The sequence below is a fragment of the Streptomyces sp. NPDC033229 genome (assembly GCF_055576875.1).
Map to the genome: position 1 here is coordinate 108,899 of NZ_JBVIQR010000006.1, position 25,939 is coordinate 134,837.

Below are 25,939 nucleotides of genomic sequence, written 5' to 3' on the forward strand. Positions count from 1 at the left end.
GCCCGAGGCCCGCCGCCCCCCGCGATGCCGCCGTGAGACTTTTGTCATCGAAATCCAGGAGGCCCACGCCCCCGCGGCCCGTTGAATGGGTGAAGACACAGCGGGCGTGAGGAGACGGACATGGGACGCATACGGCGGATCCTGAGCAAGCGGGTCGTGATCGGGGTGCTGATCACCGGACTGGTGGCGGTCGGAGCCGGGGTCTTCTGGTTTCAGCCGTGGAAGCTGTGGGTCGACGAGACCGTGCGGGAGGCGGTGCCCGCCGCGGCGGACGCGTCGGCCGCGCGGACCCTCGCCTCCGGTGAGCTGATCAGCCACGAGCACGCGACCAGCGGCACGGTGCGGATCCTGCGCCTGGCCGACGGGACCCGCGTGCTGCGGCTGGAGAACCTCGACACCAGCAACGGGCCCGATCTGCGGGTCCTGGTCGCCGACGCACCCGTGAAAAAGGGCACGGCCGGGTGGCGGGTCTTCGACGACGGAGCGCACGTCAGCCTCGGCAAGCTCAAGGGCAACAAGGGCGACCAGAACTACGTCCTGCCCGCCGGGCTCGACCTCGACCGGTACACCAGCGTCAGCATCTGGTGCGACCGCTTCGACGTCTCCTTCGGCGCCGCCGCCCTCAGCCGCGCCTGAACCACCGCGCGCCCGGGCGCTCAGTGCGGATGGCTCAGGCCCCGCCGTCGTACCCCCGGCGGGCGGCCCGCGAGCAGATCGCTGGTCGCCCGGGTGGGGCGCACGCCCAGCTCGCGGTCGAGGACGTGCACACACGTCTCGTAGGCCCGCCAGGCCTCGCCGATGTTGCCCTCGGCGAGGTGGACGCGCACCAGCACCCGGTGCGCGCTCTCCCGCAGCATGTCGGCGCGCAGCACGGTCAGCGCGACCTCGATGGCGAGGCCGTAGGAGCCCGTCTCGCACAGCCGCTCGGCCACGGTCTCCATGACGTGGAGGCGCATCTGGCGCAGCCGCTCGCGGGCGTCGGCGAGCCATTCGTCAACCCAGTCCGGCAGCAGATCCCCGGAGTTCTCGCCCGAGGGCCACGCCGTCGGGTCCACCTCGCCGCCGTGCAGCACGCGCAGCGAAACCTCGACCACGTCGCGGACGTCCACCTCGGCGCTCGCGCGCAACGCGATCTCACCGGCGGTGGTGACCACCAGCTCCGGTGCCGCCTGGTTGACCCGCCAGATGCCGGTCCGCAGCCGGGCCAGGGCGCGGTGCTCCTCGGTCTCCGGCCAGAGCATCCCCGCCAGTCGGCTGCGGCTCATCCGGCCGCTCAGCGCGAGGGCCGCGACCAACCGCTGCGCACCGCCGGGCAGTTCCACGTCGCGGCCGTCGAAGGTGAGCCGGAACCCGCCGAGGAGAGCGACCGTGACCCGGCCCGGCGTCCGCTGCGCCGGCCGGTGCGCGGGCGCGGGCCACTCCCCGGCGGTCAGCTGGCGCGGGACGTCGGAATTCCCCCGTGTATCGGTCATGGCTCCCCCCACCGGGTGCCTGCGGCACCTGCCGCACGGCGGCCGCGTCCTGGCGCTGCCTGACTGGGGGGCGGTCGGCGTGACGCACCCGGTCTGTGCCCGTCGGGCCCGGTCCCCACGACGAGGATGCCCGAGTTTGGGGGCACATGCCAAGGGATAGGCGGTGCCGTGAGAAGCCGGGGAAGATGCGGCTTCCGGCTGGTCGGCCGACGGGTGACGGCGAGCCGGGCGCGCGGGACCCGTGCCCGGGGCGGACGGCGGTACCGGTGCCGGTGCCGGGACCGGCGGTCCGGCCGGGGGCGGCAGGAGCGCAGAGCAGCCAGGTGTTCCGCCACCGCCCCGCACCCCTTCTTCCTCTCCGCACCTGTCCCCGGGTCAGCCGGAGACAGGTGCGGCACCCGCGTCCTGGCTGTCCGCGTCCCGGCCGGGTCCCGCGGGGGCGTCCGGCCGGGGCACCTGACCGGCGTCGGCGAGCCGGACGAGGTCGGTCAGCCAGCCGGGGGCCGCGCCCCCGTCGGTGCCCCGGCCCGCGGCGCCCGCGGCCGGCTCCCCGGCCGTCGCGCCCGGGGCGGCCCCGGCGTCGGCGGCCTCCGGACCGGTGGCCGGCGTGCCGACCGCCGCGGTGCCCGCGGGCCCGCCGTCGTCCGCGACCGTGATGTGCAGCTTCATGGACGGCTCCCTAGGTGATGAGACGGGGCTGAGGACTAGTTGAGGACCGCATAGCGGCCTTCGAAATTGATCTGCGCGCCACTTATGTTCTTCACCGTCAGCCAGTAGGTCACCGCCGTGGCGGACGCCCGCTCCACCGTGGTCTCCCACTCGATCTGCGGGGCCCCGGCCTGGGGCGACGTCGGCATGAAGTACCAGACGACATGCCACTCCTGGGGCCAGCTGTGGGTGAACCAGCGTCCGGTCTGCCCGGGGCCCAGCGTGCCGGTGAACTGCGTTCCTACTCGCATCGTTGCTCCCTCTCCCGATCTCGCATCTCCCGATCCCGGCGTGCCCGGTCGCGACGCTCCCGGCGTGACCGGTGCAGTGTTTCCGGTCCGACGCTCACCGTCCGGCCGTCACCATCCCCGTCACCATCCGAGGACCGCGAACCGGCCCTCGAAGTCCACCGGGACGCCCACGAGGTTGGTCACGTCGATCCAGTACGTCGCGTACGCGTCACTGGCCCGCTCGACCCGGACCCGCCAGCGGACCTGCGGGGCGCCGGGGCGGACGCTCGTCGGCTGGACCGTCCACACCACGTGCCAGTGGGCGGGCCAGCTGTAGGTGAACCAACGGCCGGTCGCGTTGGCCGCCAGGGTGCCCCGGAACTGGACGCCGACCCACGTGGCCGTCTGCAACGCGGCCGGGATCAGCTGTCGCAGATCGGGACGGTTGCCGATGCGCTGGGTGGCCGGACGGCCGGGCGCGTCCTGCTGCGGCGAGCCGGTGGCGCGCAACAGCTGCCTGGCGCGCGCCGGTGACAGCGGGATCCGGCCGTGGGCCCGCAGGACCCCTTGGGTGGAGGCCAGCGCGCCGACGACGATCGGCGAGGCACTGGAAGTGCCGCTGAAGTGGTCGGTGTACCAGAGGTCCTGGTTGGTGCCGCCCTGGAGGTCGCCGTACCCGGTGGACGTCACCTCCCGTCCCCAGCCCTGGGCGTCCACGCAGGCACCGTGGTTGGAGAAGTCCAGCCGCGACCGGTCGGGACCGTGGTCGGCGCCGTGGGTGCCCGGTGGCGGCGCACCGGCGCCGACGATCACGGCGCCGGCGTCCAGCGCGGTGCGCCGGAAGGGGTTGCGCCACCAGGCGGGGAAGCCGGGCTGCGGGGTGTCGTAAAGGGCGGCGTCCAGGTTCTCCGCGCCGTTGCCCGCGGCCTCGACCACGACGACGCCCTTGTTGACGGCGTAGCGGATGGCCAGGAAGTCGTCCGGCCACCACTCGACGGCGATGAACCCCTGTTGGCCGGAGCCGGTCGCGTTGGGACCGGGCCGGTGGATCTCCAGCAGGATGATGTCGCCCGGGCCGAGCCGGTCGGCCGCGTTGCGGATCGCGGTGGCGGTCGCGATCGAGAACGCGGAGGCGCTGGTCACCGCGTCGGGCGAAATGCCGGTGACACCGAGCGTGTTGACATCCCCGCCGATCTCGCCGAGGACGGCCGTGCCGTGGTTGACGAACGCGGTGTCGGTGCTGCCGGTGCCGGAGACGATGCCGCCCTGGTTGTTCAGCAGGTCCTCGTGGGTGAAGCGCCAGCCCCACTCGCAGTCGATGACCCGGACCCCCGCGCCCCGGCCGCCCGGCCGCGTCCAGGCGTAGCGGGCGTCGATCCCGCCCGGTGCGGCGTCGAGATAGCCCTGGCGGGCGGTGAAGTCCGGGGTGACGGGCGGGGCGTCCGCCGCGGCGGGGACCATGTCGTTGAGGGGCGGGCCCGCTGCGCTGTCGGTGCCCGTCTTCTTCGACGCCTTGGCCGCACTTTCCCGGGTCGCGAGCTGCGCGCCGGGTTTGACGTAGGCGGCTTCGACGGCGTCCGAGGACCGCAACCGCTCGGCCAGTTCCTCCAGCCGGCCGGCCGGAGCCGACACCTGGTAGAAACGCGCCATCCTGTCGATGACCTCGCGCGCGTCGTCGTCGAGGGGCGGTGCGTCCGCCCGCTGCGCCTGGGCGAGCAGCCTGTCCTGGTCCGCGCCGAACAGCGGACTGATGACGACGTCCGCGTCGGCGGCCACGGCGTGCAGAGCGCTCACCGAGACGTCCGAGTCGGCGCTCGCGCCGGTCGGAGTGATCCGCACGCCCGCACCGGCGCGCGTCACGCACACCAGCTCGGCCTGCCCGTAAGGCGATTGGGGCGGAGGGGCCGTGCCGCCCCCGCCGTTTCCCGCACCTGTTCGCTGTGCCACAGCACTCTCCTTCGCCCGTTACGGAAGGTCTGCCGGTGGTTTCACATAGGCGGCCTCGACGTCCGGGCGGCCGCGCAGGGCCGCCGCGACGGCCTCCGCGTCCGCGTCGGCGGGGACGCCGACCCTGAGCCACCGGGCCGAGTCCGGGTCGCCGCCGCCCGGGTGGAGGGGCTCGGCGATGACGCCGAACCGCCGCGCCAGCCAACCGCGCAGGTCCGCCGGACGCCCGGCCCCGACGGGCCTCGCGAGCTCGGTGGGCGACTGCTTACGAAGCTGGACGACGATTTCCGCCTCGGCCATGGGCAACCCTCCGCGTGCCCCTGGTCCCGTGCCTGCTGCTCGGCCACTGGGCGCGGCCGAGACTAGTGAGGGCCTCGTCACCCGCCCGTCACGGCGGCGTCACCGCGGCGGCCGGGACCCCGCGAGGGTGTGCGAGGGACGCGCAGGAGACCGGGAAGGGCCGTCGGGGGCAGAGGCCTACCGGATGACGCCCCCCTGTCCGCATGCCGAACCCTGGCTGGAAATCCCCCACGGGCTCCCGTGACCTGCGCGTTCACGCGTCGCACAGCGCCCGTCGAACAGCACGGAGTTACGATTCGGCCCTGAGCGCGTGCCGGGGGAACCGCGTGAAGAGCACAGAACGGGGAATCGGGTGCTCGGTCGGGAACGGCCCGCGTCCGGCGGTCTTGGGGGGCAGGCATGGTCAACGACGGTGGCGGGCTGACATTCGCCGTACTCGGCCGACTGCGGGCCTGGCGCGACGGCGAGGCCCTGGAGCTCGGCTCCCCGCAACAGCGGACGCTCCTCGCGGAATTGCTGCTGCGCCAGGGGCACGCCGCCTCGGCCGCCGAGATCGTGGACGCGATCTGGGGCGAGAATCCGCCGCCCCGCGCCGTCGGAGCGCTGCGGACGTACGTCTCCCGGCTGCGCAAGCTGCTGGAGCCGGAGCGGGCGCCGGGTGTGGCCCCGCGGGTCCTGGTGTCCGTGTCCGACGGCTACGCCCTGCGGGTGCCCCGCCAGGCGCTGGACGTGGCCCGGTTCGAGGACCGGGTGGCCGCCGCCGCCCGCGCGCGGGCCTGCGGACGGCTCACGGAGGCCCGCGACCTGCTGAGGTCGGCCCTCGCGCTGTGGACCGACGAGCCGTTGGTCGGTCTGACCGGCGCACAGATACGCTCCCGCCGCGACCGGCTGGCGGACCGCAGACTCATGGCGCTCGAGACCCGCCTTGAACTCGACCTGGAGCTGGGCGCCTCCGAGCCCGCCCTGCGGGAGCTGGCCGAGCTGACCGCCCGGCACCCGCTGCGCGAGCGGCTGTGCGCGCTGCGCCTGATCGCTCTGCACCGCGCCGGCCGCAGCGCCGAGGCGCTCGCCGTGTACGAGGACACGGCGAGCGCCCTGTCGGAGGAGCTCGGCCTGGAACCCGGCCGCGAGCTCGTCGGGATCCAGCGGCGGATCCTGGCCGCGGCACCGGACGAGCCGCACCCCGACACCGGCCCGGCCGCCCCGGGGGAGCGGGCCGTGCCCGCGCAACTCCCCGGCGACCTGGCGGATTTCACCGGCCGCGGGGAGACCGTCGCCGAGCTGTGCCGCGCCCTCGTCCCCGAGCATCCGCAGGCGGTCGTCACGGTGGCGATCTCCGGCATCGGCGGGGTGGGCAAGAGCGCCCTGGCCGTGCACGCCGCCCACCGGGTCCGCGAGGACTTCCCGCACGGGCAGTTCTACGCCGATCTCCAGGGCACCGGGGAACACCCGGCGGACCCGGCCACCGTTCTCGGCTCCTTCCTCCGGGCACTCGGCGTGGACGACGCCGCCGTACCCGACGGACTGGCCGAGCGAGCCGCGTGCTTCCGCACCCAGCTGGCCGACCGCAGGATGCTGATCCTGCTGGACAACGCCCGGGACGCCGACCAGGTCCGGCCCTTTCTGCCCGGTACCCCCTCGTGCGCCGTACTGATCACGAGCCGCGCCAAGCTGGGCGACCTGCCGCCCGCGCGCCTGATGGACCTCGACGTCATGACGGCGCGGGAGGCGGTCACCCTCCTGGGGCGGGTCGTGGGCACGGACCGTACCGCGGCGGAGCCGGAACCGGCCGCCCAACTGGTCTCCGCCTGCGGCTTCCTGCCGCTGGCCGTACGGATCGTGGCCGCCCGGCTCGCCACCCGCCCCACGTGGACCCTCGCCACGCTGAACGACCGGCTCGCCGACCGGAAGCACCGGCTGGCCGAGCTGCGCGTCGCGGACCTTGCGGTCGAGGCCGCCTTCACACTCGGCTACCACCAGCTCGACGAGCGCGCCCGGCGGACCTTCCGGCTCCTTTCCCTCCCCGACGGCACGGACATCTCGGTGGCCGCCGCCGCGGCGGTCCTCGGCCTCGGTGAGCGGGAGACCGAGCCGCTGTGCGAGGCGCTCGTGGACGCCAGCCTGCTGGAGTCCCCGGCGCCCGGCCGCTACCGCTTCCACGACCTGCTGCGACTCTTCGCCCGCGAACGCGCGGAAGCCGAGGAGCCCCCGCGGCAGCGGGCCGACGCGCTGCGCCGCCTCATGGAGTTCTACGTCGCCACGGCGCGCGCCTCCCATCTGCTCACCAGCCCCGGGGCGGGCCGCCGCGACGTCGCCTCCCCGGCGCCCGGCCTCACCTTCGACAGCGCCGACGCCGCCCGCGACTGGCTCTTCACCGAGGCGTCGTGCCTGTTCGCGGCGGTGGGCCAGGCGGTCGCGGCCCCGTGCCCCGCCGTCGCCCCCGCCGCCGACCTGTTGCTCATGATGGACGGCCTGTTCGAGTACGGGGCACACGGGCGGGAGTTCGAGCAGGCCGCCCGGGCGGTGATCGCCGGCGCACTGCGGATGGCCGACCGGCGCAGTGCCGGCCGCGCGTATCTCGTCCTTGGCTCCGTGTACTACCACGCCGACCGGCTCGTCGAGCTCGTCCCCGTCTGCCGGGAGGCGCTGGCGCTGAGCCGTGCCGCCGACGACCCGCTGACCACCGCCGACTGCCTGGTGCAGCTGTCCCGGTGCGACCACCACATGCGCCGTCACGACGCGGCCCGCGAGCGGCTGTCCGAGGCCCTGGCCGTCTTCCGCGCGAACGGTGACCGGTTCGGCGAGGCGAACGCCTTCGGCGCGCTCGCCCGGGTCTATCTCGCTCTCGGCCACCGGGAACCGGCCCTCATGGTGGCCGAGGAGGGCCTCGCCCTGCACCGCGCCCTCGGCAGCACCCACCTGGTGGGCCACGCGCTGTACCAACTGGGCATCGTCCTGGCCGGCACCGGCCGGACCGAGGAGTCGGCGGCCCGGCTCACCGAGGCGCTGACCCTCTTCGGCGCGCACCGCAACCGGCTGTGGGAAGGGCTCACCCTCTTCCGGATGGCCGAGAACGACCTGGCCGCCAACGTCCCGGAGCGGGCCGCCCGCCACGCGCGGCGGGCCGTCGCCACGCTGGAGGAGGTCCGGGACGCGTGGGGCCGGGCCAAGGCGCTCGCCGTCCTCGGCGATGCGCTCGACCTGCTGCACCACCCCGACCGGGCGCGGGCGAGCCGGCTCGCCGCCTACGAGATCTTCCTGCGCCTGGGCGTCCCGGAGGCCGATGACCTGCGGGTACTCCTGGACCTGGACAGCGCCCGAGCCAGTGCGCGCGAGGAGGCGGCCGCGCGGCCCGTCGACTAGCCGGCAGCTCTCACGACCGAGGCCCCACCGAATTCCCCGGCTCCCCCCACCGGACGCCCGACCTCCCCCGGCTGTCCCGACCCACGGAGAACACCATGACCGCGCCCTGCGCCTCGGACCCCGCCCCAAACGGCCCGCCCGCACTCCGCTTCGCCGTGCTCGGCCCGCTCCGGGCCTGGCACGGCGAGCAGGGACTCCCCCTGAGCGCACCCCGCACCCAGGCCGTACTCGCCGCGCTCCTATTACGCGCGGGCCGACCCGCGTCCGCGCGGGAACTCATCGGTGCCGTCTGGGGAGACGACGCGCCACCCCGCGCGTCGGGCGCGCTGCGCACCCATATCTCCGGGCTGCGGCGCCTGCTCGAACCCGGACGCGGCCCCCGCGGCCGGGCCCGGGTCCTGGTCTCGGTCGAAGGCGGCTACGCCCTCCGCCCGGAGCCCGGGGCACTCGACCTCGCCGTCTTCGAACAGCGCGCCGCGGACGCCGGGCGGGCCCGCGACGCCGGGCGCCTGGAAGAAGCACGCGAACTGCTCGACTCGGCGCTGGCCCTGTGGGCCGGAGCGCCCCTGGCGGGTGTCCCCGGCCCGTACGCGCACGCCGAGCGCACCCGGCTCACCGAGCGGCGGCTGACCGTGCTGGAAGAGCGCTGGGAAGTGGAGACCGAACTCGGCGGTCACACCGCGGCGATCGACGCGCTCGGTGTGCTCGCGGCCGAACACCCCTGGCGGGAGCGGATACAGGAACTGCTGATGACCGCGCTGTACCGGGCCGGCCGCCAGGCCGACGCCCTCGAGGTCTACGCCCGCGCCCGCCGCTTGCTGGCCGACCAGCTCGGGGTGGAGCCGGGCCCCGGCCTGGCCCGTCTTCAGCAGCGCGTCCTTACCGCCGAACCGGGCCCCGCGGACCCCGCCGGCCTGCTGCGGCTCGCGGCGACCTCCCCGCTCCCCGCACAGCTCCCCTACGACACCGACGACTTCACCGGACGCGAGGAGAGCGTCGCCCACCTGTGCGCGGCCCTCGGCAGCGGCCGGATCGTGGCACTGAGCGCCATCAGCGGTATGGGCGGCGTCGGCAAGACGACCCTCGCCGTCCACGTCGCCCACCGGACGCGGGACAGATTCCCCGACGGCCAGCTCTACGCCGACCTGCGCGGCACCGACCCCCGGCCCGCCGAACCCATGCACGTGCTCGACCGGTTCCTGCGCGCCCTGGGCGTCCACCCCGGCCACGTCCCGGCGCTGCCCGACGAGCGGGCCGCCCTGTACCGCTCCCGACTCGCCGGCCGCAGGGTGCTCGTCGTGCTGGACAACGCCCGCGACCTGGCCCGGATACGTGACCTGCTGCCCGGTTCGCCGGGCAGCGCCGTGCTGCTGACCAGCCGCTCACGCCTCGCCGGACTCACCGGCGCCACCCACGTGGACCTCCGCCCCATGATGCCCGAGGAGGCGTTGACGCTCCTCGCCCGCATCGTGGGGGAGGAGCGGGTGAACGCCGAGCCGAGGGCCGCGGCGGAGGTCGTCGAGTCCTGCGGCGGACTGCCGCTCGCGCTGCGCATCGTGGCGGCCCGGCTGGTGGCCGGCCCGGACCGCACCCTCACGCGGACCGCCGAGTTGCTGGCCGACGAGCGCCGTAGGCTCCGCGTGCTGCGGGCCGAGGACGCGGCGGTGGAGACCACGTTCCGGCTGGGCACGGGCCTGCTCGACGACGAACAGGCCCGCGCCTTCCGGCTGCTGGCGCTGCCCGACGTGCCCGAGATGACGCTGCCCGAAGCGGTGGCGGTCCTGGACCGGCCGTGGCGAGTCGCCGAGGACCTGTGTGAATCGCTGGTCGACCTGAACCTGCTGGAGTCCCTCTCGCCCGGCCGCTACCGCTTCCACGACCTGCTGCGGCTGTTCGCCCGCCAGAACGCCGTCGAGGAGATGCCGGCCGACGAGCGGACCGCGGCGCTCACCCGGCTGCTCCACTTCCTCCTCGCCACCGCCCGCAACGCCCACCGGACGACCATGCCGGACGACGTGTTCCCCGGTGACCCCGCCCCGCCTCCCTCCGCCGGGCTCACCTTCGCCACCCAGCGGGAGGCCGCGGGCTGGCTGGTGGACACCCAGGCGTCGCTCCTCGGCGTGATCGAACAGGGGGTGCGCGACGGGCGGGCGCCGCTGGCCGACTGCGCCGATCTGCTGGTGGCCGTGGACCCGCTCGGCCGGATGGGCGCCCGGCCCTACGGCCTGGAGCGCGCCGCCCGGGCCGTGTGCGAAGCCGCCGAACGGGCGGGGGACACCAGGGCGGAAGCCCGCGCCCGGTACATGCTGGGCGGCGCGATGAGCCAACGCTTCGAACTCGACCCGGCCGTGCCGGAATTCGAGCGGGTGGCCGAGCTGTGCCGGGCCGCGGGGGACCGGGCGCTGCTGGGGCCCGTGCTGATCGCGCTCGGCGGCTGCGCGCTCGCCCGCCGCGACTTCACCGCCGCGCACGACATGCTCACCGAGGCGCTCGCGCTGAGCCGGGCCGTGCACAGTCGCGGCAGCGAGGCCTACGCCCTGGGCTTCCTCGCCATCGCGCGGCTGGCGACGGGGAAACCGGAAGCAGCGGTCGCCACGGGCCGGGAGGCGGTCGCCCTCACCCGGGCGACGGGCGACCGGGCCGGGGAGGCGAACGCGCTGCACAACCTCTCCCAGGTCTGCCTGTGGACGGGCCGCACCGAGGAATCCCTCGACTGCCTCCACGAGAGCCTGCGGCTGTGGCGGGAGACGGGCTCCCTGTACCGCGAGTCCCTGCTGCTCGGGGCGCTCGCCCAGGCGTACAACTTCGCGGGCCGTCCGGCCGAGGCCGCCGAGCACGCCGAGACGGCCCGGGACATCGCCGAGCGGCACGGCGACGGCTATTTCCTCGGCCGCGCGTTCGCCCAGCTCGGCCACGCCCGCGCGGCTCAGGGGCACCCCGCCGAGGCGGCGGTCTGCTTCCGGAAGGCGTACGACATCTTCCACGGTCTCGGCCTGCCCGACGCCGATGACCTGGCCCCGCACCTGACCGCCGGGGCGGGCTGACGGGGGCCGCTCCCGGCGCGGGGCTCCTGTCGGGGAGGAGCCCCGCCCGTGGGCAGGCGGCCTCAGCCCAGCAGCCCGCCCACCAGGCCGGTCAGCAGTCCGGTCACCGTGCCCACCAAGCCGGTGACGGTGCCCAGCAGTCCGCTCACCACACCGGTGACGAGGGAGAGCGGACCGCCGACGGTGTCCGTCGCACCGTCCCTGCTGCCGTCCTGGGGCCCGCCCTTGGTCTGCCCGGCCCGGTGCCCGCTCTCGCCGCCATCGGGGCACGCGCGGAGCCGGGGCCGCCGGCCCGTCGCGGCCCGTGCGGACCACTGCGGATCGCCGGGGCACAGGCGTCAGCGGGTCCGGTCGAACGCCGCCCAGCGCTCCAGTGCGAACTTGCTTCCCTCGCGGCGGATTTCGGCCGCACCGTGGCCCGGCAGATGCGCCGGGAACACCAAGGAACGGGTGTCGGCGGCCTGTTCCAGGATCCGGCGGCGCGACCGGGTGGCCTCCTCCTGGTCCTCGCTCAGGCAGGTGTCGCAGTCGGGCTCCACGAACTGCAGCGGGCTGTGCACGAGGTCGCCGATGAACAGGGCGCGCTCCGTGCCCGACGCCAATTGCAGCACCGACGAACCCGGGGTGTGCCCCGGGGCGAGCCGCAGACTCAAGTGCGCGTCGATGCGGTACTCGTCCTCCCACAACAGCGTCTGACCCGCCCGGTGCACCGGCGCGACGCTGTCCTCGAACATGTCCCCGCCGGCCAGCGCCACGCCGACACCGCCGAGAGAACCCCGCTTGGGGTGGTTGTTGAGCGGATTCCAGTAGTCGAAGTCGGCCTTGGCGATGACATAGGTGGCGTTCGGGAAGGTGGGCACCCACTCGCCGTCCACCAGCCGGGTGTTCCAGCCCACATGGTCCGAGTGCACATGCGTGTTCACGACGATGTCCACGTCCTCGGGACGGACCCCGACGGCGGCCAGCTGTCCGAGGAAGTCGGTCCGCAGGTGTGACCAGGCGGGCATGTGCGGCCGTGGCTTGTCGTTGCCGATACCCGTGTCGACGAGGATCGTACGGCCCTCACTGCGCAGCACCCACGTCTGCACGTTCGCCATGAGTTCGTCGGTCCCGGGCGTCCAGAAGTCCGGAACCAGCAGCGACTCGTTCTCCCGCCACATCTGCGGGGTGCTGCCGGGGAAGATGGCGGGGGTGGGGGCGACCGGCGCGTGCCATTCGACGACGCGGGTGATGTCCACCGCGCCCAAGGTGATTGTCTGCATGCCGTCGACGTTAGAGAGCGCGGGTGAGACGGCCAATAATCGATCGTGCCCGATCTATACGCCATCGTCTCAGTGGGGACCGGTGGGTGGAACGTGACCCGGTCTTCCGCATACTCGCCTCATGGACGTACTCAGCGACGCCGTCGCCGCCCTGCGCACCGGGCGGCCCTATTCGGCGCTCTCCGGCCGGCACGGACGATGGCGGACGGACATCGAGCCCTTCGCGGGCGCCGGATTCCATGTGGTGCTGCGGGGGAGCTGTCTGATGCTGCCCCACGGCGGCGGCGAGCCGATCGCGCTCGCCGAGGGTGACGTGGTGTTCCTGCCGCACGGCACGCCCCACGCCCTCATCGGCTGCGAGGACCCGGCGGACACGCCGTCCGACGCGGCGGTCGTGCCCTGCGGCGCCCCGCAGGCCGACCCGTCCCACGCTCCGCTGGTCCTGCTCTGCGGTGCCTACCGGCTGGACCAGACCCGGGCGCACCCCCTGCTCGCCGACTTCCCCGAGGTCATCCACCTGCCCGCCCACCACGGACGGCACCCCTCGCTGCGCGCGACCGTCACCCTGCTCGGCGACGAACTCCAGTCACCGGGGCAGGGCACCGACGCCACCCTGCCCGCACTGCTGGACCTGCTGCTCATCTACCTGATGCGCGCCTGGTTCGACGAACGGTCCGCCCGGCCGGGCACCGGCTGGTGCCGGGCCCTGGCCGACCCGGCCATCGGTGCCGCGCTGCGCACGGTCCACGACGACCCGGCGCGGCCGTGGACGGTGGCGGAGCTCGCCGGTCGGGCGGGACTGTCCCGGGCGGCGTTCGCCCGCCGGTTCACCACTCTCGTCGGCAGGCCCCCGCTGACCTACCTCACCTGGTGGCGGCTGACGCTCGCGGCCAGCCTCCTGCGCGAGAGCGACGCACCCCTGGCGGCGATCGCCCAACGGGTCGGCTACACCTCGCAGTTCGCCTTCGCCACGGCCTTCAAGCGCGCGTACGGCGTCTCCGCGGGCCGCTACCGCCAGGAGCGCCACGACGACCACCGGCACATCAGCGACTGGGCGATGACCACGACCACCACCGAGGCACCGCAGCTCGCCTCCGCGTGAGCCGTGGGCCCGGCGGCCCGATTTTCCGGCAGGGCCGGAATCCCCGCCCTTCCGCTGCGCGGGCCGGTGTCCCGCCCGGCACGATGGTGGAGGTCTGCCGGGAACGTCCCCGCCCATGACGGCGGGGTGGCACCGCCCACGCGCGTGGGACACCCGGCCCGGCCACCGAGCCCACCGTCCGGAAGCAACGGGAGCACTCCATGATCTTCATCGTCGTCAAATTCACCGTCCGCCCCGAGCGCAGCGACGAGTGGCTGACGCTCGTCGACGACTTCACGCAGGCCACCCGGCGGGAGCCGGGCAACGTCTTCTACGAGTGGTCCAAGAGCGTGGACGACCCCCACCAGTTCGTCCTGGTCGAGGCGTTCAAGGACGCCCGGGCCGGCGAGGAGCACGTGAACTCCGAGCACTTCAAGACCGCCATGGCATGGATGCCCGACGTGATCGCCAAGACGCCCGACATCATCAATGTCGAGGTCCCGGGCACCGGCTGGGGCCCGATGGCGGAGCTCACCCCGCGCGGCTAGGGCACACGACGGCACCCCGGCGAGGGGGCCGGTCCGGGGGACCCCGGACCGGCCCCCTCGCCCGTTCGGCCCCCGAGCACGGGCCGCATCCGCCGCACCGCCATAGCGTCGAGGCGGAGCGGGACGCCGAGGACGAAGGAGACGGATGATGTTGCGGGTGGATGTCGATATCTTCTCCGGCCGTCCCAACCCCGCCTGGGTCATCTCCGACGAGGACGCCGCGGGCGCCCTGCTGCAGGAGATCGCGGCCGTGGCCGACGAAGCGGTCGGCCTGTCCGGAGCGGGCTACGGCGGTCTCGGATACCGCGAAGTCGTCATCTCCTCGATGAGCGACGACGAGTCCTGGCCGGAATCACTGCCCCGCACCTTCACCCTCGGCACCATCGGCGCCCCCGACCCCCGGCGCTCGGCCGAGCTGGCCCGACGGATCGTCGCGGACATGCCCCGGTACCGCGAGTTCAAGCTGCCCGGACACGCGGAGACCCCCCTCGACGACGCGACGCGTGACCTCGTCCTGGAGCAGATGGACCGGTTCTTCCAGGACCCGCCGGAGTGGTTCCGGCCGCCGCTCTTCCCGTCGAATTCGCTGCGCAGCACCATCAAAGAGGACGATCCGATCGACACCGGCTGCTTCTACGAGGTGAGCGAATTCAACCCCGACTTCTGGAACCGCCCGGAAGTGCAGCCCTACAACAACTGCTACAACTACGCGCGCAACTACCGCACGGACACCTTCGCCCAGCCCGGCCGCGCCCACGGCGCCCAGACCGACGTCATGGCCTGTGCGGACGTCACCCGGGCCGCGCTCGCCGACGGACTGGTCCGCCGCTTCGACTGCCTGCCCGACAGCGAGTACCCCCGCCGCCTCATGGCCCTCGTGATCTGGCCGGGCGTCGACTACCACTGGTACCGCGAACAGCGCGGCGACTTCTGGGGACACAAACCCGGCTCGACGGCCGCGCGGAACTACGACAACAGAGGCGCCCTCATCACCGATCCCGAGACCTGCGACCGGGGCGGCTACACCGACTTCTGCGGGTACTTCTACGCGGGCAAGTCCGTCGTCATCAATTGAGTGATCGCGGAACTGGACATCCTCAGCGGCCGCCCGAATCCGCGCTGGCCACTGGACCCCGGCGCGGCCGCCGCGCTCCGGGCGCTCCTCGCCGCACTCGCCCGGGTGGACGCGAAGCCGCCCCCGGCCCCGGGCCTCGGGTACCGGGGGTTCACGCTCACGGACTCAGGGACGGTCTGCCACGTGTTCAACGGCTGGATCACCGTCGGCGACGCGACGCTGGCCGACCCCGGAAGAACCGTCGAGCGCCGGCTGCTCGGCACGCTCCCGCCGGAATTCGAGCACCTCGGGCCCGTCGTGGCCGCCGCGCTCGACGGCTGAGGGACAGCGGCCCGCCTCACCCCCGACCGAGCGCGGCCGCCATCCGCCGTACGGCCTCCGTGATCACCTCCGGTGACGTGGCGAGGTTCAGCCGCACGTGCCCGGCCCCTCCCGTGCCGAAGTCGGTGCCGCTGATCAGCGCGACCCGCCCCCGTTCCAGGAAGACAGCGCCCGGGTCGTCGCCCAGACCGAGCGCACGGCAGTCCAGCCACGCCAGATAGGTACCTTCCGGCGGCGTGTACCGCACGTCCGGCAGATGCCGCGACAGCAGCTCGGCGAGCAGCCGCCTGTTCTCGTCCAGGCCGGTCAGTACCGCGTCGAGCCACTCGCCGCCGTACCGAAGGGCCGCGGTGTGGGCGATGATGCCGAGGTGGCCGGGGCCGTGGCTCACCTCGTGGGGCAGGCGGGCCAGGTCGTCCGTGGCGGCGGGGCCCGCGATGGCCAGCGCCGCCTTGAGCCCCGCCAGATGCCACGCCTTCGACGCCGACATCAGGGAGAAGGCCCCGCCCGCGCCGGGCACCGACAGATACGGCACGAACCGGGTGCCCGGCGGCACAAGGGGTGCGTGGATCTCGTCGACGACGACCCGCACGCCGTAGTGGTTCGCCAGCTCCGCCAGGGCTGCCAGCTCCTTGGCGGTGTGCACGGTGCCGGTCGGATTGTGCGGACTGCACAGCAGATACGCCGCGCGCCGCCCACCTGCCACCGCCCGCCCGAATGCCGCCTCCAGGGCGACGAGGTCGATCCGGTGCCCGTCGCCCAGCGGCGCCTCGACCACCCGCCGGTCCATGTTCTCCACGAACGGGAAGAACGGGGGATAGACCGGAGGACTCACCACCACCGCGTCCCCGGGACCGGTCACCAGCTTCAGCATCTCGACCACGCCCAGCATCACGTCCGGCACGATCGCCGTCCGCTCCGCCACCACCCCCTCCCAGCCCCACCGCTCCCGTGCGAACGCGTCCAGCGCCTCCGCGTACCCCGTCCCCACCGGGTACCCCGTATCGCCCAGCGCGACCGCGTCCACCAGCGCCCGCGCCACGGGCTCGGCGAGGGGTACGTCCATCTCGGCCACCCACAGCGGCAGCACGTCCGGCGGGTACGTGCGCCATTTGGCGCTCGTCCGCAGGCGCAGTTCGTCGAGCGAGAGCCGGCGCAGCGGGTTCTTCTCGTCGTACGGCATGGGGATATTGTGCGCGGCGCCCCGCTGGAGGGGAACGCGGCTGCGGGGACACGGAGTTCAGACGGCGCGTCCCTCGTCCCCCTCGGCCGGGGCGGGGCCCGCCCGGTCGTCGAGGACGATGACCACCTGGGGCCCGTACCGGTCGGCGGAGTCGGTGTGCTCCAGCGCGCCGGTGATGCGTCGGTAGAGCTCGGCAGCCATGGCCAGGTCACCGAGCCGCTCGGTGTCCTCTTCCTGAGAGGTGCGGAAGAGGGAGAGGAGCACAGCGATGAGGCTCCGGCCCGAGAGAGTGACCTCCACCCTCCCCTCGTGCTCGTCGTCGACCGGCCCGGGCGCGCGGAAATGCGGGTCGCGTGCGGTCTGTTCGAGGAGGAAGGCCCAGGTGTCGCGGTGACAGACGAGCTTGGCGGAGGAGACACCGGCGGCGCGGCGGAGCAGCCGCCGAAGCCGCGCGGGGTCGGGGGCTTCGGTATCCGTGCCGTCAGGGGTGACCGGGGGACGGGGGAGGGGCTGCGCTACGGGAGGGACGGTCTGCCGCTCGACGGCTTCGGCGGGAGGGGTGGTGCGGGCGTCGACGAGGTCGCTCAGGGCCGCGCAGTCGGCGCGGAGGTGCTCGATCTCCCCGAGGGCTTGGTCGAGTTTCCTGTGCAACTGCTTGTGATCCTCACACAGCCAGGCCTTACCGGCGGCTATGGTTTCCGGCAGCCCCGCCAGCTTGGCGAGGGTGGTGCGCACTTCGGTGAACCCGGCGCCGAGGGCACTGAGGATCTCTTGGCGCGTCGTGTGGGCGTCGTTCAGGATCGTGGCGGTCTTGACCCAGGCCATGACGCGGACGTCCCCCTCCTGTATCCGCTGATGTCGCCCACATCTCTATCCGTACGGACCGGGCCGGACACGCGACTTCTGTCCCGGATCGCCACCACCCGCGTCACTGGACGTCACTCCAGGCCGGTGGGGCAACGCCCATCCCAGACGTCGTTGACGCCGGCGGCGACGGCCCACCACGATCGGGCACACAGCGTGAACGAGGGTTGTTCCAGCGTGAGGAGCCGCACATGTCCACTCCGCAGTCCGGTCCCGGGGCCACGCCACCGGGCAAGGGTCTGATCCTCGACTTCGGCGGGGTGCTGACCACCTCCGTCGCCGCCTGCACCCGCGCCTTCTGCCTGCGCGAGGGGCTGGCCCCGGACGCCTTCCTGAACGCCGTCTCCATGGACCCGGTGGGACGCGAACTCTTCGCGGACCTGGAGCGCGGGGCGATCACCCAGGAGGAGTGGAACGAACACACCGCGCCCCTCCTCGGAGTCGACCCGGTCAACCTGCTCGGCCGGGCCCTCGCGGACCTCCGTCCCGAACCGACGCTGACCGCCGCCGCGCGGGCCGCCCGGCGGGCCGGGGTGCGGGTCGGTGTGCTGTCCAACAGCCTCGGCTTCGAGCCGTACGACCCGTACGCCGGGTACGAACTCGACACGTCCTACGACACGGTGCTGCTCTCCGGCCGCTACCGGATGCGCAAGCCCGACCCCGGGCTCTACACCATCATGCTCGGACTGATGGAACTCCCCGCCGAGGCCTGTGTGTTCGTCGACGACTCCGCCCGCAACCTCGTCCCCGCCCAGGAGCTCGGGATGGCCGTCGTCCGCGCCACCGAGCCCGCCGACACTGTGGCCGGGATCGAGGCCCTGCTCGGCGTCGACCTCACGGGCCAGGTCCGTTGACCTGCGGCGCCCGGCGCCCGGCCGCCGGCGCGGGCGGCGCGAATGGCATCCTGAAGAGGTGAACGGACCGGAGATCCACATCAGCGTCGCCCCCGAACTGAAGCTCTTCGTCGCCGCCGAACGGCGCGGCGAACGGGCGGCCGTCGTCACCGACGGAGCGTCGACGCTCGGGCACGTCGTCGAATCGCTCGGCATCCCGCTCACCGAGGTCGGCCGGCTGCTCGTCGACGGCCGGGAGGTGCCGGTGGCGCATGTGCCGGGCGCGGGCGAGTCCGTCGAGGTGCACGCCGCCGCGCGCCCGCAGTCCGTGCCGGGGGCGCCGCTGCGGTTCCTGCTCGACGTGCACCTGGGGACCCTGGCCCGGCGGCTGCGGCTGCTGGGGGTCGACGCGGCGTACGAGGCCGAGGACATCGGCGACCCCGCGCTGGCCGCGCTGTCCGCCGCCGAACGCAGGGTGCTGCTCTCCCGGGACCGGGGCCTGCTCCGGCGCCGTGAGATCTGGGCGGGGGCGTACGTCTACAGCGACCGCCCCGAGGAGCAGCTGCGGGACGTGCTCGGCCGATTCGCGCCGCGACTGGCGCCGTGGACCCGGTGCACCGCGTGCAACGGCGCGTTGCGGGACGCCGACAAGGAGGCCGTCAGCGAGCTGCTGGAGCACGGCACGCAGCGCACGTACGACGTCTTCGCGCAGTGCACCGCCTGTGACCGCGTGTACTGGCGGGGCGCGCACCACGAGCGGCTCGAGGCGATCGTCGAGGGCGCGGTCCGTGAATTCGGGGCGGCTGGGGCCGGACTCAGGTCCTGACCCGGCCGTTCCCCGGCATCACGCCAAACGGGAGCAGGTCCGCACGCCCGGGCCGCCGGCGACGAGGGCCGCCACGAGAGCCTCACCGGCGGCGGCCAGGGCCTCGTCCGACAGCGGGGCGAGCGCGTCGAGGATGAAGACGGCGCGGGTGGTGTCGTGGGTGAGGCGGGTGCGGGTGCACTGGCGCCAGTTCCAGCGGCGGCAGGTGACGCCCGCGTCGTCGCGCCACACGACCTCGCCGGGTTCGGGGTGCTCCACGACGGCTTCGCCCGCCGCGGTGGTCTCGAAGGGCTCGGTGCCGTCGGCCCGGGTGAGGAACGCCGGCCCCCGGTAGTGGTCGAGGTCCTCGCCGCCCAGCGGAATGCCGTGGGCGACGGAGATCGCGTTGTAAATGTCCGTGAGGCGGTCCACGCGGGGCAGCCCGGCCGACGCGCGGCGCAGCAGCCCGTCCACGCTGGGGCGGGTGCGCTGCGGCTTCGCGCCGAAGTCGCGGAACGCCTCGCGCCAGGCGGCCACGTGCGGGTGCGGCCCGGCGGCCCCGTCCCCGGTGCGGTCGAGGGCGGTCGCCTCGGCGGCGGCGAGCAGTTCCTCGCTGAAGGCGTCGCTCGGCCCGGGCCGCAGCCCTTCGGCGACGACGACCAGCGCGCGGTAGTCCGGCCGCAGCTCCCGCACGGCGGGGTCGATGGCGACGGTGTCGAGCCATGTCTTGATGTCGGGGGTCACGTCTCTCCTTGCCTGCGCGTCCTCGTTCAGTTCAATGTACCAGCAGGCCATTTTGTTGAACCCCCCTCTTTTGTTGCCGCTCCGGGTGTTGCCGCGTGCAACACCCGCCCGGTGTCCGACGCTGTGCTCGTCCGGGCCGGTCGTCGTGCCCGGGCCGAGCCGGGCCGGTGCCCGGCCGTGGAACGGGAGGTCCGTGGTGAAGGGTTCGCTGTTGACGCCGAGAGCGGCACTGGTGCTGTTGCTCGGGGTGCTGACCGGGCTGGGGGCGGGGGTGTTGTCGGCACTGGCCGGGGTCGACTCCGCGCGATGCGTCCTGTGCGGTGGTGCCGTCTTCGGTGCGGCGGTGTCGTTCTTCGATCGTTTGGTGGCTGATTCCGATGCCTGAACGGACACGGGACCGTCCCGGTGGGGCCGCGTGGGAGGCTGGGCACCACCGGTCGGCACGGTCGACACGGACGGCGGTGCCGGCGGTGACGGTCGCGCGGGGTGAGCGCGGGAGGCCGCGGCGCGGGGACGGAGCGGGGCATGCGTGAATTGCGGCCGCTGGCCGAGGGACTGACCGAGGAGTGCCGGACGTTCGCACAGACGCTGCGCGAACTGTTCGCCGGCCTCGGGGTGTCGGTCCGCCGGTACGCCGCGCGCCGGTTCCGGGACGCGGGCACCATCTCCCGCTATCTGAGCGGCACGCGCATCCCGCCCTGGGAATTCGTCCTCGACCTCTTCGCCGATCTCGCGGAATCGCGCGGCACCGCGGTCACCCCGGCCGCGATCGAGCGCGTCCGGGAGCTGCACCGGGCCGCCGTCCGCACCAGCGGATCACCCGCGCACGCCGTGGAACTGCTGGAACACCAGCTGGCGGACGCCGACCGGGAGTCGAGGCGGTCCACCGTGCAGGAAGACGTGCTGGGCGACGCGCTGCTCGACCGCCAGCACCGGATCGCGGACCTCGAGGTGCGGCTCAGCCAGCTGGAAGCGGCCTGGGCGACGGAGCGCACCCGAGCGGACGAGCTGGAGATGAACGTCCCCGACCGCGAGGAACTGGTCCAGGAGCGCGACAAGCTCCGCCAGGACGTGCAGCGGCTCACCGAGGAGCTGGAGGACGTCCGCCGGCGCGGGCTGCTGGCGGAGGAGCGCTGTCTGCTGTTGGAGCGGCAGTTGGCCGTGGTGGAGGCCCAGCAACCGCCCCCGGCACGGGAGGACCGCTACCCGCCCCACGCCGAACCCACCCCCGTCACCCCCTTGGGGGCCTACGTGGGACTCCGACCGAAAATCCTCATCGTCGACGACCAGCACAACAACCTGCTCGCGATGACGGCCGCCCTGTCCACCCTCGACCAGGAACTGGTGGCCGCGTCCTGCGGGCAGGAGGCGCTGAAAGCCCTGCTCGACCACGACGACTTCGCCGTCATCCTGCTGGACGTACAGATGCCGGAGATGGACGGCTACGAGACGGCCGCGCAGATCAAACGCCGCGCCCGCAACCGGGACATCCCCATCATCTTCGTCACCGCCATGGGCATAGACGCCGAACACTCCTCGCGCGGCTACGCCGCCGGGGCCGTGGACTACATCGCCAAGCCCTTCGACCCCTGGGCCCTGCGGGCCAAGGTCTCCGTCTTCACCGAGATCTTCCTCGAACGACGCCGCTACCACCGGCGGGAGTACGCCCATGAGCACTGACGCGGGAGGGGTGCGGCCGGACGCGTGGTAAAGCCGGGGAAGTACCGCGCTATTCACCTGCCGTACGAGGCGTGTGCGAGGAGAATGGGCACTCTGGCAACAGACGCTCGCTCTCGCCTCGCGGCCGGGACACGACGGACGGCTTCGGGGCTACCGGACATCACTCGACCGAGGAGCCCGATCATGCCCCCGTCACTGCCCACGTCCCGCACCGCCGCCGCGTCCTCGCCGGCGGGCACCCCCGCCCCGGCTCCGGCCGCCCGCCTCGGCGAGCGGCTCGACGCCGCCCGCCCCTATGTGCTGTCCCTCTTCCGGATCGTGGTCGGCCTGCTCTTCCTCTGCCACGGTGCAGCGGCCCTCTTCGGCGTCCTCGGCGGTGCCGTCGGCGCGGACGGCGGCACGATCGAGGCGGGCACCTGGCCGGGCTGGTACGCCGCCGTCATCCAACTGGTCGGCGGCGCCCTGGTCCTGCTTGGCCTCGGCACGCGCACGGCGGCGCTGATCTGCTCCGGCTCAATGGCGTACGCGTACTTCGACGTGCACCAGGGCGCCGCGCTGTGGCCGTTGCAGAACGGCGGGGAGGCGTCGGCGATGTTCTGCTGGGCCTTCCTGCTGCTCGTCTTCACCGGCCCCGGCGCGCTCGCGGCGGACCGCGTCTTCGACCGTGACGGCAGACGCGAGGTGTAGATCCGTACGGAGCCGGCACGGCGTGTTCGGCGGTGCGTGGATGGATCGGGCTGCTCGCCGCAGTCCGGCGGGACGATGGCCTGTCCGGCCGAGTACGCCGTCGGCGTGCGCCGCGTCCTCGGCCCCCAGGCCCGCCCCCACCGCCTCGCGTCCGGCTTCCCTTTCGACGACGTCCAGGCCTCGGGCGTACCGCCGTCGATGCGCTGCACACGCGCCGAGTATGGGGGGCGCTGTCACTAGTAGTAGTTGCGCAGTTTCATTTCCGGAGAGTAGTGGTTGCACCGCATGACATGGTTCCCCTGGTCGACCTGGCATCTGTTGTCTTTGTCTTCGCCGGTGAACCAGGTGTAATTCCCCTCCATGTATGCTGCTTTCCTGTAGTTGTCCGGGCCCTTGATGGTGATAGGCGTGGCAACGGCCCAGTCATCGGTCCCTGCTTTCCACAGCTGGAAGTGTGTGGGCGTGCCGAATGTGCTGGGGACGGTGATCGTGTAGGTGGCCGTGTCGTTTCGTTCGAAGTCGTTGCCGGGGTTGTCGAACTCGGTCCACTTGCCATTCTGCTTGTTGAACAGTTTTCCCTTGACGGTGCTGTCCGTCCCGCCCAGGTAGACGTCCGCGGTCCTGATGGTGACCGTGTACTCGACGGTTTCCGCATGGGCTGCGGGTGCGTCGACGGTGAGGGCAAAGATGGTTGCCGATGCCAGGCAGGCGAAGTTGCGGAACATGCGATTCCCTCCGGGGGTGTGCACGGCGCGGTCAGCTGTCGGCGGAGGGCTCGGGGCCGTTGACGGCTCCGTTGGCGGTACCGGCGGAGCAGGTGACGATTTCAGTGACAGCACTGACGGCGCCGTTGGCCTGGGCGACGGTGTCGTTGACGATGTTGCCGGTCGTCTGGACGGGCGCGGCCGTCTTGCAGGAGGCGGCGGCAGCAGTGCCGGCCGACATCCCGACAAGACTGACGGCGAGCAAACCGGCCGTGCCGGCGAGCACGCCGATCTTCTTGAACAGGTCCATCGTCGTGTTGATCATTTGAGTCCGTCTCTTTTCTCTGGGGAATGGTCAGGGCCGTTGTCGCGGAGGATCCGGTTGATGCGCTTGCGAGAAATCTCTACCGGATACGGATGAGAATCCGAAAGAGTGGGGCCTCGCCGAAAGAGCCTGCCCCGGCGATCACCTCGGGAAGAGGAATCCCCTCATCGCCGGCGCCCTGAACGCCGGGATGCTTTTGCGTAGAAGCTTGGAAGGGTGCGCCTGCTTCCATGTGAAGAAGCCTTCACCTCAACGCGCCGTTGATGCGCTGGCCGAGGTGTGTGCCAGTAGGCGATTTCGATCCTCGGTAGTTCGATCGACCACCTGTAGTGGCCCGCCCGCGGCCATGTTTCCCACCTGCCGCCCGCCGCCCGGCACGACAGGCCGAGGAAGTAGACGGCATCAGACCGGGCCTGCCGGCTGCTCGGCACCGAGCGGCTGCACACCGCACACAGCTATGCGCCCCGAGACCCCGTCGCCGTCGGCGGCCAACTGCTCCTCGGGTACAACGCTCCGCCCGGACTGCGGTCCGAGACCGCCGGGAGCACTTCCGGGGACGTCTTCACGCTGCGCACCCTCCGGCGCGGCGGCGATCGCACCACCTTCGGCGACACCACCGACGGGGTCGCTCCCCGGACTGCTGGACGACCCCTCCTGCGCCTGCGAGTTCGGCGAGCCGTCTCGCTACTACCGCGCGGCGACCCTTCTACGGCTGCGGCACGTCGACGGCAAGCTGTCGGCCGTCTCCCGCACCGGGCCGCACCCCGGCGACCTACGCGTCCTGCGCCGGCGGCTGGACGCGGACGGAATGCCGCACTACCGCGACGCGCGCGGCAGCGCGGCCACGTCCTGCCGCCCTCCCACGACATCGCGGTGCCGTCGCCGCCCTCGACATGCTCGCCGACCGCGTCGCCGCCGTGGAAACCGCCATCACCCGGGCCGGCACGCAGGGCGCCGCGCCCGACGTGAGCGGCCCGGGACCGGACGGGAGCCGTCAGACCGGGGAGGGCCGCGACTCGTACAGCCGGGTGTGATAGCGGCCGGCGGCCTCCAGCCCGGCGGGGTCGTCGCCCGCGAGGAGGACCCGCTCCATGGCATTACGCTGCTCCGCCACCGTGGTGAACAGCCGCTGCGGATACGTCCGGGAGGCGTCCGTGCGCGTCGTCAGACCACGGGCCTCCAGACTGGCGGCGACCTGCCCGTAGGGGAAGGTGCGCAGCACGAACGCGCTCACCCACACCGGACGCCGCGTCCACTCCAGCAGCGCCTCGAAGGTCCGGTGGGTGACGTAGCCGACGCCCCCGGTGACCGTGATCAGCCCGGTGCGGCCGAGGGCCCGGCGCAACGGGAGGCTGGGGGAGGCGCTCTCCAGGTCCTCCGCGTACGCCTCGTCGAGCAGGCCGACGGCCAAGGCGTAGCGGATGGCGCTGTTTGAGGCGTCGAGACCGACAGCGGGTGACGCGTCCTCGCGGCGCCGCGAGGCGTAGAACTCCTTGTCCCGCCCGATGAGTTCGGCGGTGGTCAGGGAGTTTGCCTCCGGGCCGGTGTAATGGGCGTAGAGCTCGGCGAGGGAGACGTCGTGGTTGAGGAGGGCGGCGTTGATGCCGTAGGAGCAGCACACGTCGAGCACCGCGACCGGACCCTCACCGCCGTCCGTGTCGAGCGCGGCGCGCTCGGCACGGGTGCGGCGGAAGACGTCCTGGGCGTGGTGGGGGATCTCGTATTCCAGCGGGGCGAGCCGCCGGAAGTAGGCGCGGGGATCGGGCTCGTTGTAGATGTCGTGGAACCATGCCTTGCCCGTCGTGTCGCTGCTCCGGCTTTCGGCCATGCGCGTACCTCCGGGGGACGGTGGGACAGCTCTCCAGCGCGTGCCTAACGGACCCGTGGCACGAGCCGATAGGCCGCAGGGCTGGAACCGGTCAGGACACATGGTCCGCGCGTTGACGGCCGGGCACTCCGAAGTGTCCGAAACATACCTCGTGTGGGGTACACCGAACGGGGCCGGGCCCGCCGCACCGTGCTGCGCACACGAGCCGGACGGCGACAGCGGTACGGACCGCCCCCGGTGGTCACACCCGTACGAACCCCCGCTGCGCATACCTTGGCCGACAACCGCCCGTGCCTCTTCGGGCCCAGTCGACCGGAACGGACGTCACCCATGGGAATACTTCGAGCCGTCGCCCTGATGGCGGCCACGCTCACCGTCGGCCTCGTGGCCGGGCTGTTCTTCGCGTTCGCCTGCGCCGTCATGCCGGGGCTGCGCCGGTCCGGCGACCGGGCCTTCGTCGAGGTGATGCAGCGGGTCAACGCCGCGATCCTCAACGGGTGGTTCCTCTTCTGTTTCCTCGGCGCGCCGGCGTTCACCGGCCTGGCCACGGCGCTGCACTTCCGCGCCGACGGGCGGGCGGTGCTGCCCTGGACGATCGCCGGCCTCGTCCTCTACGCGGTCGTCCTGATCGTCACCGCGGCCGTCAATGTGCCGTTCAACAACCGGCTGGAGGCGGCCGGACCGCCGGAGGGCAGCACCGACGCGGCGGCCGTCCGCGAGCGCTTCGAGGCCGTGTGGGTCCGCTGGAACCTCGTCCGCGCGGTGGCCTCCGCGGCGGCGTTCGGCGCTCTCGCCTGGGCCCTGGTGCTGCACGGGCGGGCGGCCTGATCCGGGCGGCGCGCCCACGGACCGGACTTCCCCGGGGCGAACGGCCTGTGCGGCCCGGTTCGGCAACCGGTGCTTCGCCGGGACGCACCGGTTGCCGGCATCACCGG

General features: G+C 73.1%; 24 protein-coding genes and 2 pseudogenes. 14 read left to right on the top strand and 12 right to left on the bottom strand.

From position 1 onward, the window contains the following. Positions 1-120: 120 nt before the first annotated feature. Positions 121-636, top strand: a complete 516-nt coding sequence (locus ACZ53N_RS07955) for a DM13 domain-containing protein (protein ID WP_469140069.1) — start codon at positions 121-123, stop codon at positions 634-636. A gap of 20 nt (positions 637-656) precedes the next feature. On the opposite strand, the gene ACZ53N_RS07960 is transcribed toward ACZ53N_RS07955, so the two are convergent. The 5 genes from ACZ53N_RS07960 to ACZ53N_RS07980 all read right to left on the bottom strand — a co-directional run bounded on the left by ACZ53N_RS07960 (position 657) and on the right by ACZ53N_RS07980 (position 4,657). Beyond that, on the bottom strand, positions 657-1,472 hold the full coding sequence (locus ACZ53N_RS07960) for an AfsR/SARP family transcriptional regulator (protein WP_469140070.1): 816 nt from the start codon (positions 1,470-1,472) through the stop codon (positions 657-659). A 375-nt stretch (positions 1,473-1,847) separates the two neighbouring features. Beyond that, complete coding sequence (locus ACZ53N_RS07965; RefSeq protein WP_469140071.1) at positions 1,848-2,141, bottom strand: hypothetical protein; 294 nt, start codon at positions 2,139-2,141, stop codon at positions 1,848-1,850. 35 nt (positions 2,142-2,176) lie between these two features. Further along, positions 2,177-2,431, bottom strand: a complete 255-nt coding sequence (locus ACZ53N_RS07970; protein ID WP_469140072.1) for a hypothetical protein — start codon at positions 2,429-2,431, stop codon at positions 2,177-2,179. A gap of 120 nt (positions 2,432-2,551) precedes the next feature. Next, positions 2,552-4,357, bottom strand: a complete 1,806-nt coding sequence (locus ACZ53N_RS07975) for a S8 family peptidase (protein ID WP_469140073.1) — start codon at positions 4,355-4,357, stop codon at positions 2,552-2,554. Positions 4,358-4,375: 18 nt separating this feature from the next. Then, a complete protein-coding gene (locus tag ACZ53N_RS07980) occupies positions 4,376-4,657 on the bottom strand; it encodes a hypothetical protein (protein ID WP_469140074.1) in 282 nt (93 codons plus the stop codon). Between the two features lie 399 nt (positions 4,658-5,056). Between ACZ53N_RS07980 and ACZ53N_RS07985 the strand changes: the two genes are divergently transcribed. Next, complete coding sequence (locus ACZ53N_RS07985; RefSeq protein WP_469140075.1) at positions 5,057-8,020, top strand: AfsR/SARP family transcriptional regulator; 2,964 nt, start codon at positions 5,057-5,059, stop codon at positions 8,018-8,020. A gap of 95 nt (positions 8,021-8,115) precedes the next feature. Next, complete coding sequence (locus ACZ53N_RS07990) at positions 8,116-11,064, top strand: AfsR/SARP family transcriptional regulator (RefSeq protein ID WP_469140076.1); 2,949 nt, start codon at positions 8,116-8,118, stop codon at positions 11,062-11,064. 338 nt (positions 11,065-11,402) lie between these two features. Here ACZ53N_RS07990 and ACZ53N_RS07995 read toward each other — a convergent pair whose 3' ends face one another. Then, on the bottom strand, positions 11,403-12,326 hold the full coding sequence (locus ACZ53N_RS07995; RefSeq protein WP_469140077.1) for an MBL fold metallo-hydrolase: 924 nt from the start codon (positions 12,324-12,326) through the stop codon (positions 11,403-11,405). A gap of 121 nt (positions 12,327-12,447) precedes the next feature. Here ACZ53N_RS07995 and ACZ53N_RS08000 point away from each other — a divergent pair, with 121 nt between their 5' ends. From ACZ53N_RS08000 to ACZ53N_RS08015, 4 genes are all read left to right on the top strand, one after another. After that, positions 12,448-13,428 carry an AraC family transcriptional regulator gene (locus tag ACZ53N_RS08000; RefSeq protein WP_469140078.1) on the top strand — a complete coding sequence of 327 codons (981 nt, stop codon included), beginning with the start codon at positions 12,448-12,450 and terminating at the stop codon, positions 13,426-13,428. 200 nt (positions 13,429-13,628) lie between these two features. Further along, a complete protein-coding gene (locus tag ACZ53N_RS08005; protein WP_398049688.1) occupies positions 13,629-13,955 on the top strand; it encodes a putative quinol monooxygenase in 327 nt (108 codons plus the stop codon). A gap of 157 nt (positions 13,956-14,112) precedes the next feature. Continuing rightward, positions 14,113-15,030, top strand: a complete 918-nt coding sequence (locus ACZ53N_RS08010; protein ID WP_469140079.1) for a hypothetical protein — start codon at positions 14,113-14,115, stop codon at positions 15,028-15,030. Then, positions 15,031-15,351, top strand: a complete 321-nt coding sequence (locus tag ACZ53N_RS08015; protein WP_469140080.1) for a hypothetical protein — start codon at positions 15,031-15,033, stop codon at positions 15,349-15,351. Positions 15,352-15,367: 16 nt separating this feature from the next. Here ACZ53N_RS08015 and ACZ53N_RS08020 read toward each other — a convergent pair whose 3' ends face one another. Both ACZ53N_RS08020 and ACZ53N_RS08025 read right to left on the bottom strand, forming a co-directional pair. Next, positions 15,368-16,534: a MalY/PatB family protein gene (locus ACZ53N_RS08020; protein WP_469140081.1), complete on the bottom strand. Its 1,167-nt coding sequence runs from the start codon at positions 16,532-16,534 to the stop codon at positions 15,368-15,370. Positions 16,535-16,591: 57 nt separating this feature from the next. Further along, positions 16,592-17,359, bottom strand: a complete 768-nt coding sequence (locus ACZ53N_RS08025) for a hypothetical protein (protein ID WP_469140082.1) — start codon at positions 17,357-17,359, stop codon at positions 16,592-16,594. 230 nt (positions 17,360-17,589) lie between these two features. Between ACZ53N_RS08025 and ACZ53N_RS08030 the strand changes: the two genes are divergently transcribed. Together ACZ53N_RS08030 and ACZ53N_RS08035 are read left to right on the top strand one after the other, a co-directional pair. Next, positions 17,590-18,252 (top strand): HAD-IA family hydrolase, encoded by a 663-nt coding sequence (locus tag ACZ53N_RS08030; RefSeq protein WP_469140083.1) that lies wholly within the window; start codon positions 17,590-17,592, stop codon positions 18,250-18,252. Positions 18,253-18,310: 58 nt separating this feature from the next. After that, complete coding sequence (locus tag ACZ53N_RS08035) at positions 18,311-19,057, top strand: Mut7-C RNAse domain-containing protein (RefSeq protein WP_469140084.1); 747 nt, start codon at positions 18,311-18,313, stop codon at positions 19,055-19,057. A gap of 18 nt (positions 19,058-19,075) precedes the next feature. On the opposite strand, the gene ACZ53N_RS08040 is transcribed toward ACZ53N_RS08035, so the two are convergent. Then, entirely contained in the window at positions 19,076-19,831 is a 756-nt protein-coding gene (locus tag ACZ53N_RS08040; protein ID WP_469140177.1) for a B3/B4 domain-containing protein, read from the bottom strand. A 474-nt stretch (positions 19,832-20,305) separates the two neighbouring features. Between ACZ53N_RS08040 and ACZ53N_RS08045 the strand changes: the two genes are divergently transcribed. After that, the gene (locus ACZ53N_RS08045) at positions 20,306-21,460 is read left to right on the top strand and encodes a response regulator (protein WP_469140085.1); all 1,155 of its coding nucleotides are present in this window, start codon (positions 20,306-20,308) and stop codon (positions 21,458-21,460) included. A gap of 183 nt (positions 21,461-21,643) precedes the next feature. Beyond that, positions 21,644-22,147: a DoxX family protein gene (locus ACZ53N_RS08050; RefSeq protein ID WP_469140086.1), complete on the top strand. Its 504-nt coding sequence runs from the start codon at positions 21,644-21,646 to the stop codon at positions 22,145-22,147. Positions 22,148-22,383: 236 nt separating this feature from the next. Here ACZ53N_RS08050 and ACZ53N_RS08055 read toward each other — a convergent pair whose 3' ends face one another. After that, positions 22,384-22,872, bottom strand: coding sequence for a PLAT/LH2 domain-containing protein (locus ACZ53N_RS08055; RefSeq protein WP_469140087.1), 489 nt, complete (start codon positions 22,870-22,872; stop codon positions 22,384-22,386). Positions 22,873-22,903: 31 nt separating this feature from the next. Further along, complete coding sequence (locus ACZ53N_RS08060) at positions 22,904-23,176, bottom strand: hypothetical protein (RefSeq protein WP_469140088.1); 273 nt, start codon at positions 23,174-23,176, stop codon at positions 22,904-22,906. A gap of 420 nt (positions 23,177-23,596) precedes the next feature. On the opposite strand from ACZ53N_RS08060, the pseudogene ACZ53N_RS08065 reads away from it, so the two are divergent. Both ACZ53N_RS08065 and ACZ53N_RS08070 read left to right on the top strand, forming a co-directional pair. Continuing rightward, a pseudogene (locus tag ACZ53N_RS08065) lies at positions 23,597-23,764 on the top strand (DNA repair ATPase); the annotation flags it as partial. A gap of 52 nt (positions 23,765-23,816) precedes the next feature. Then, a pseudogene (locus ACZ53N_RS08070) lies at positions 23,817-23,969 on the top strand (DNA repair ATPase); the annotation flags it as partial. A 201-nt stretch (positions 23,970-24,170) separates the two neighbouring features. On the opposite strand, the gene ACZ53N_RS08075 reads toward ACZ53N_RS08070, so the two are convergent. Further along, the gene (locus tag ACZ53N_RS08075; RefSeq protein WP_469140089.1) at positions 24,171-25,004 is read right to left on the bottom strand and encodes a hypothetical protein; all 834 of its coding nucleotides are present in this window, start codon (positions 25,002-25,004) and stop codon (positions 24,171-24,173) included. A 330-nt stretch (positions 25,005-25,334) separates the two neighbouring features. On the opposite strand from ACZ53N_RS08075, the gene ACZ53N_RS08080 reads away from it, so the two are divergent. Beyond that, positions 25,335-25,832 (top strand): anthrone oxygenase family protein, encoded by a 498-nt coding sequence (locus tag ACZ53N_RS08080; RefSeq protein WP_469140090.1) that lies wholly within the window; start codon positions 25,335-25,337, stop codon positions 25,830-25,832. Positions 25,833-25,939: the final 107 nt, after the last annotated feature.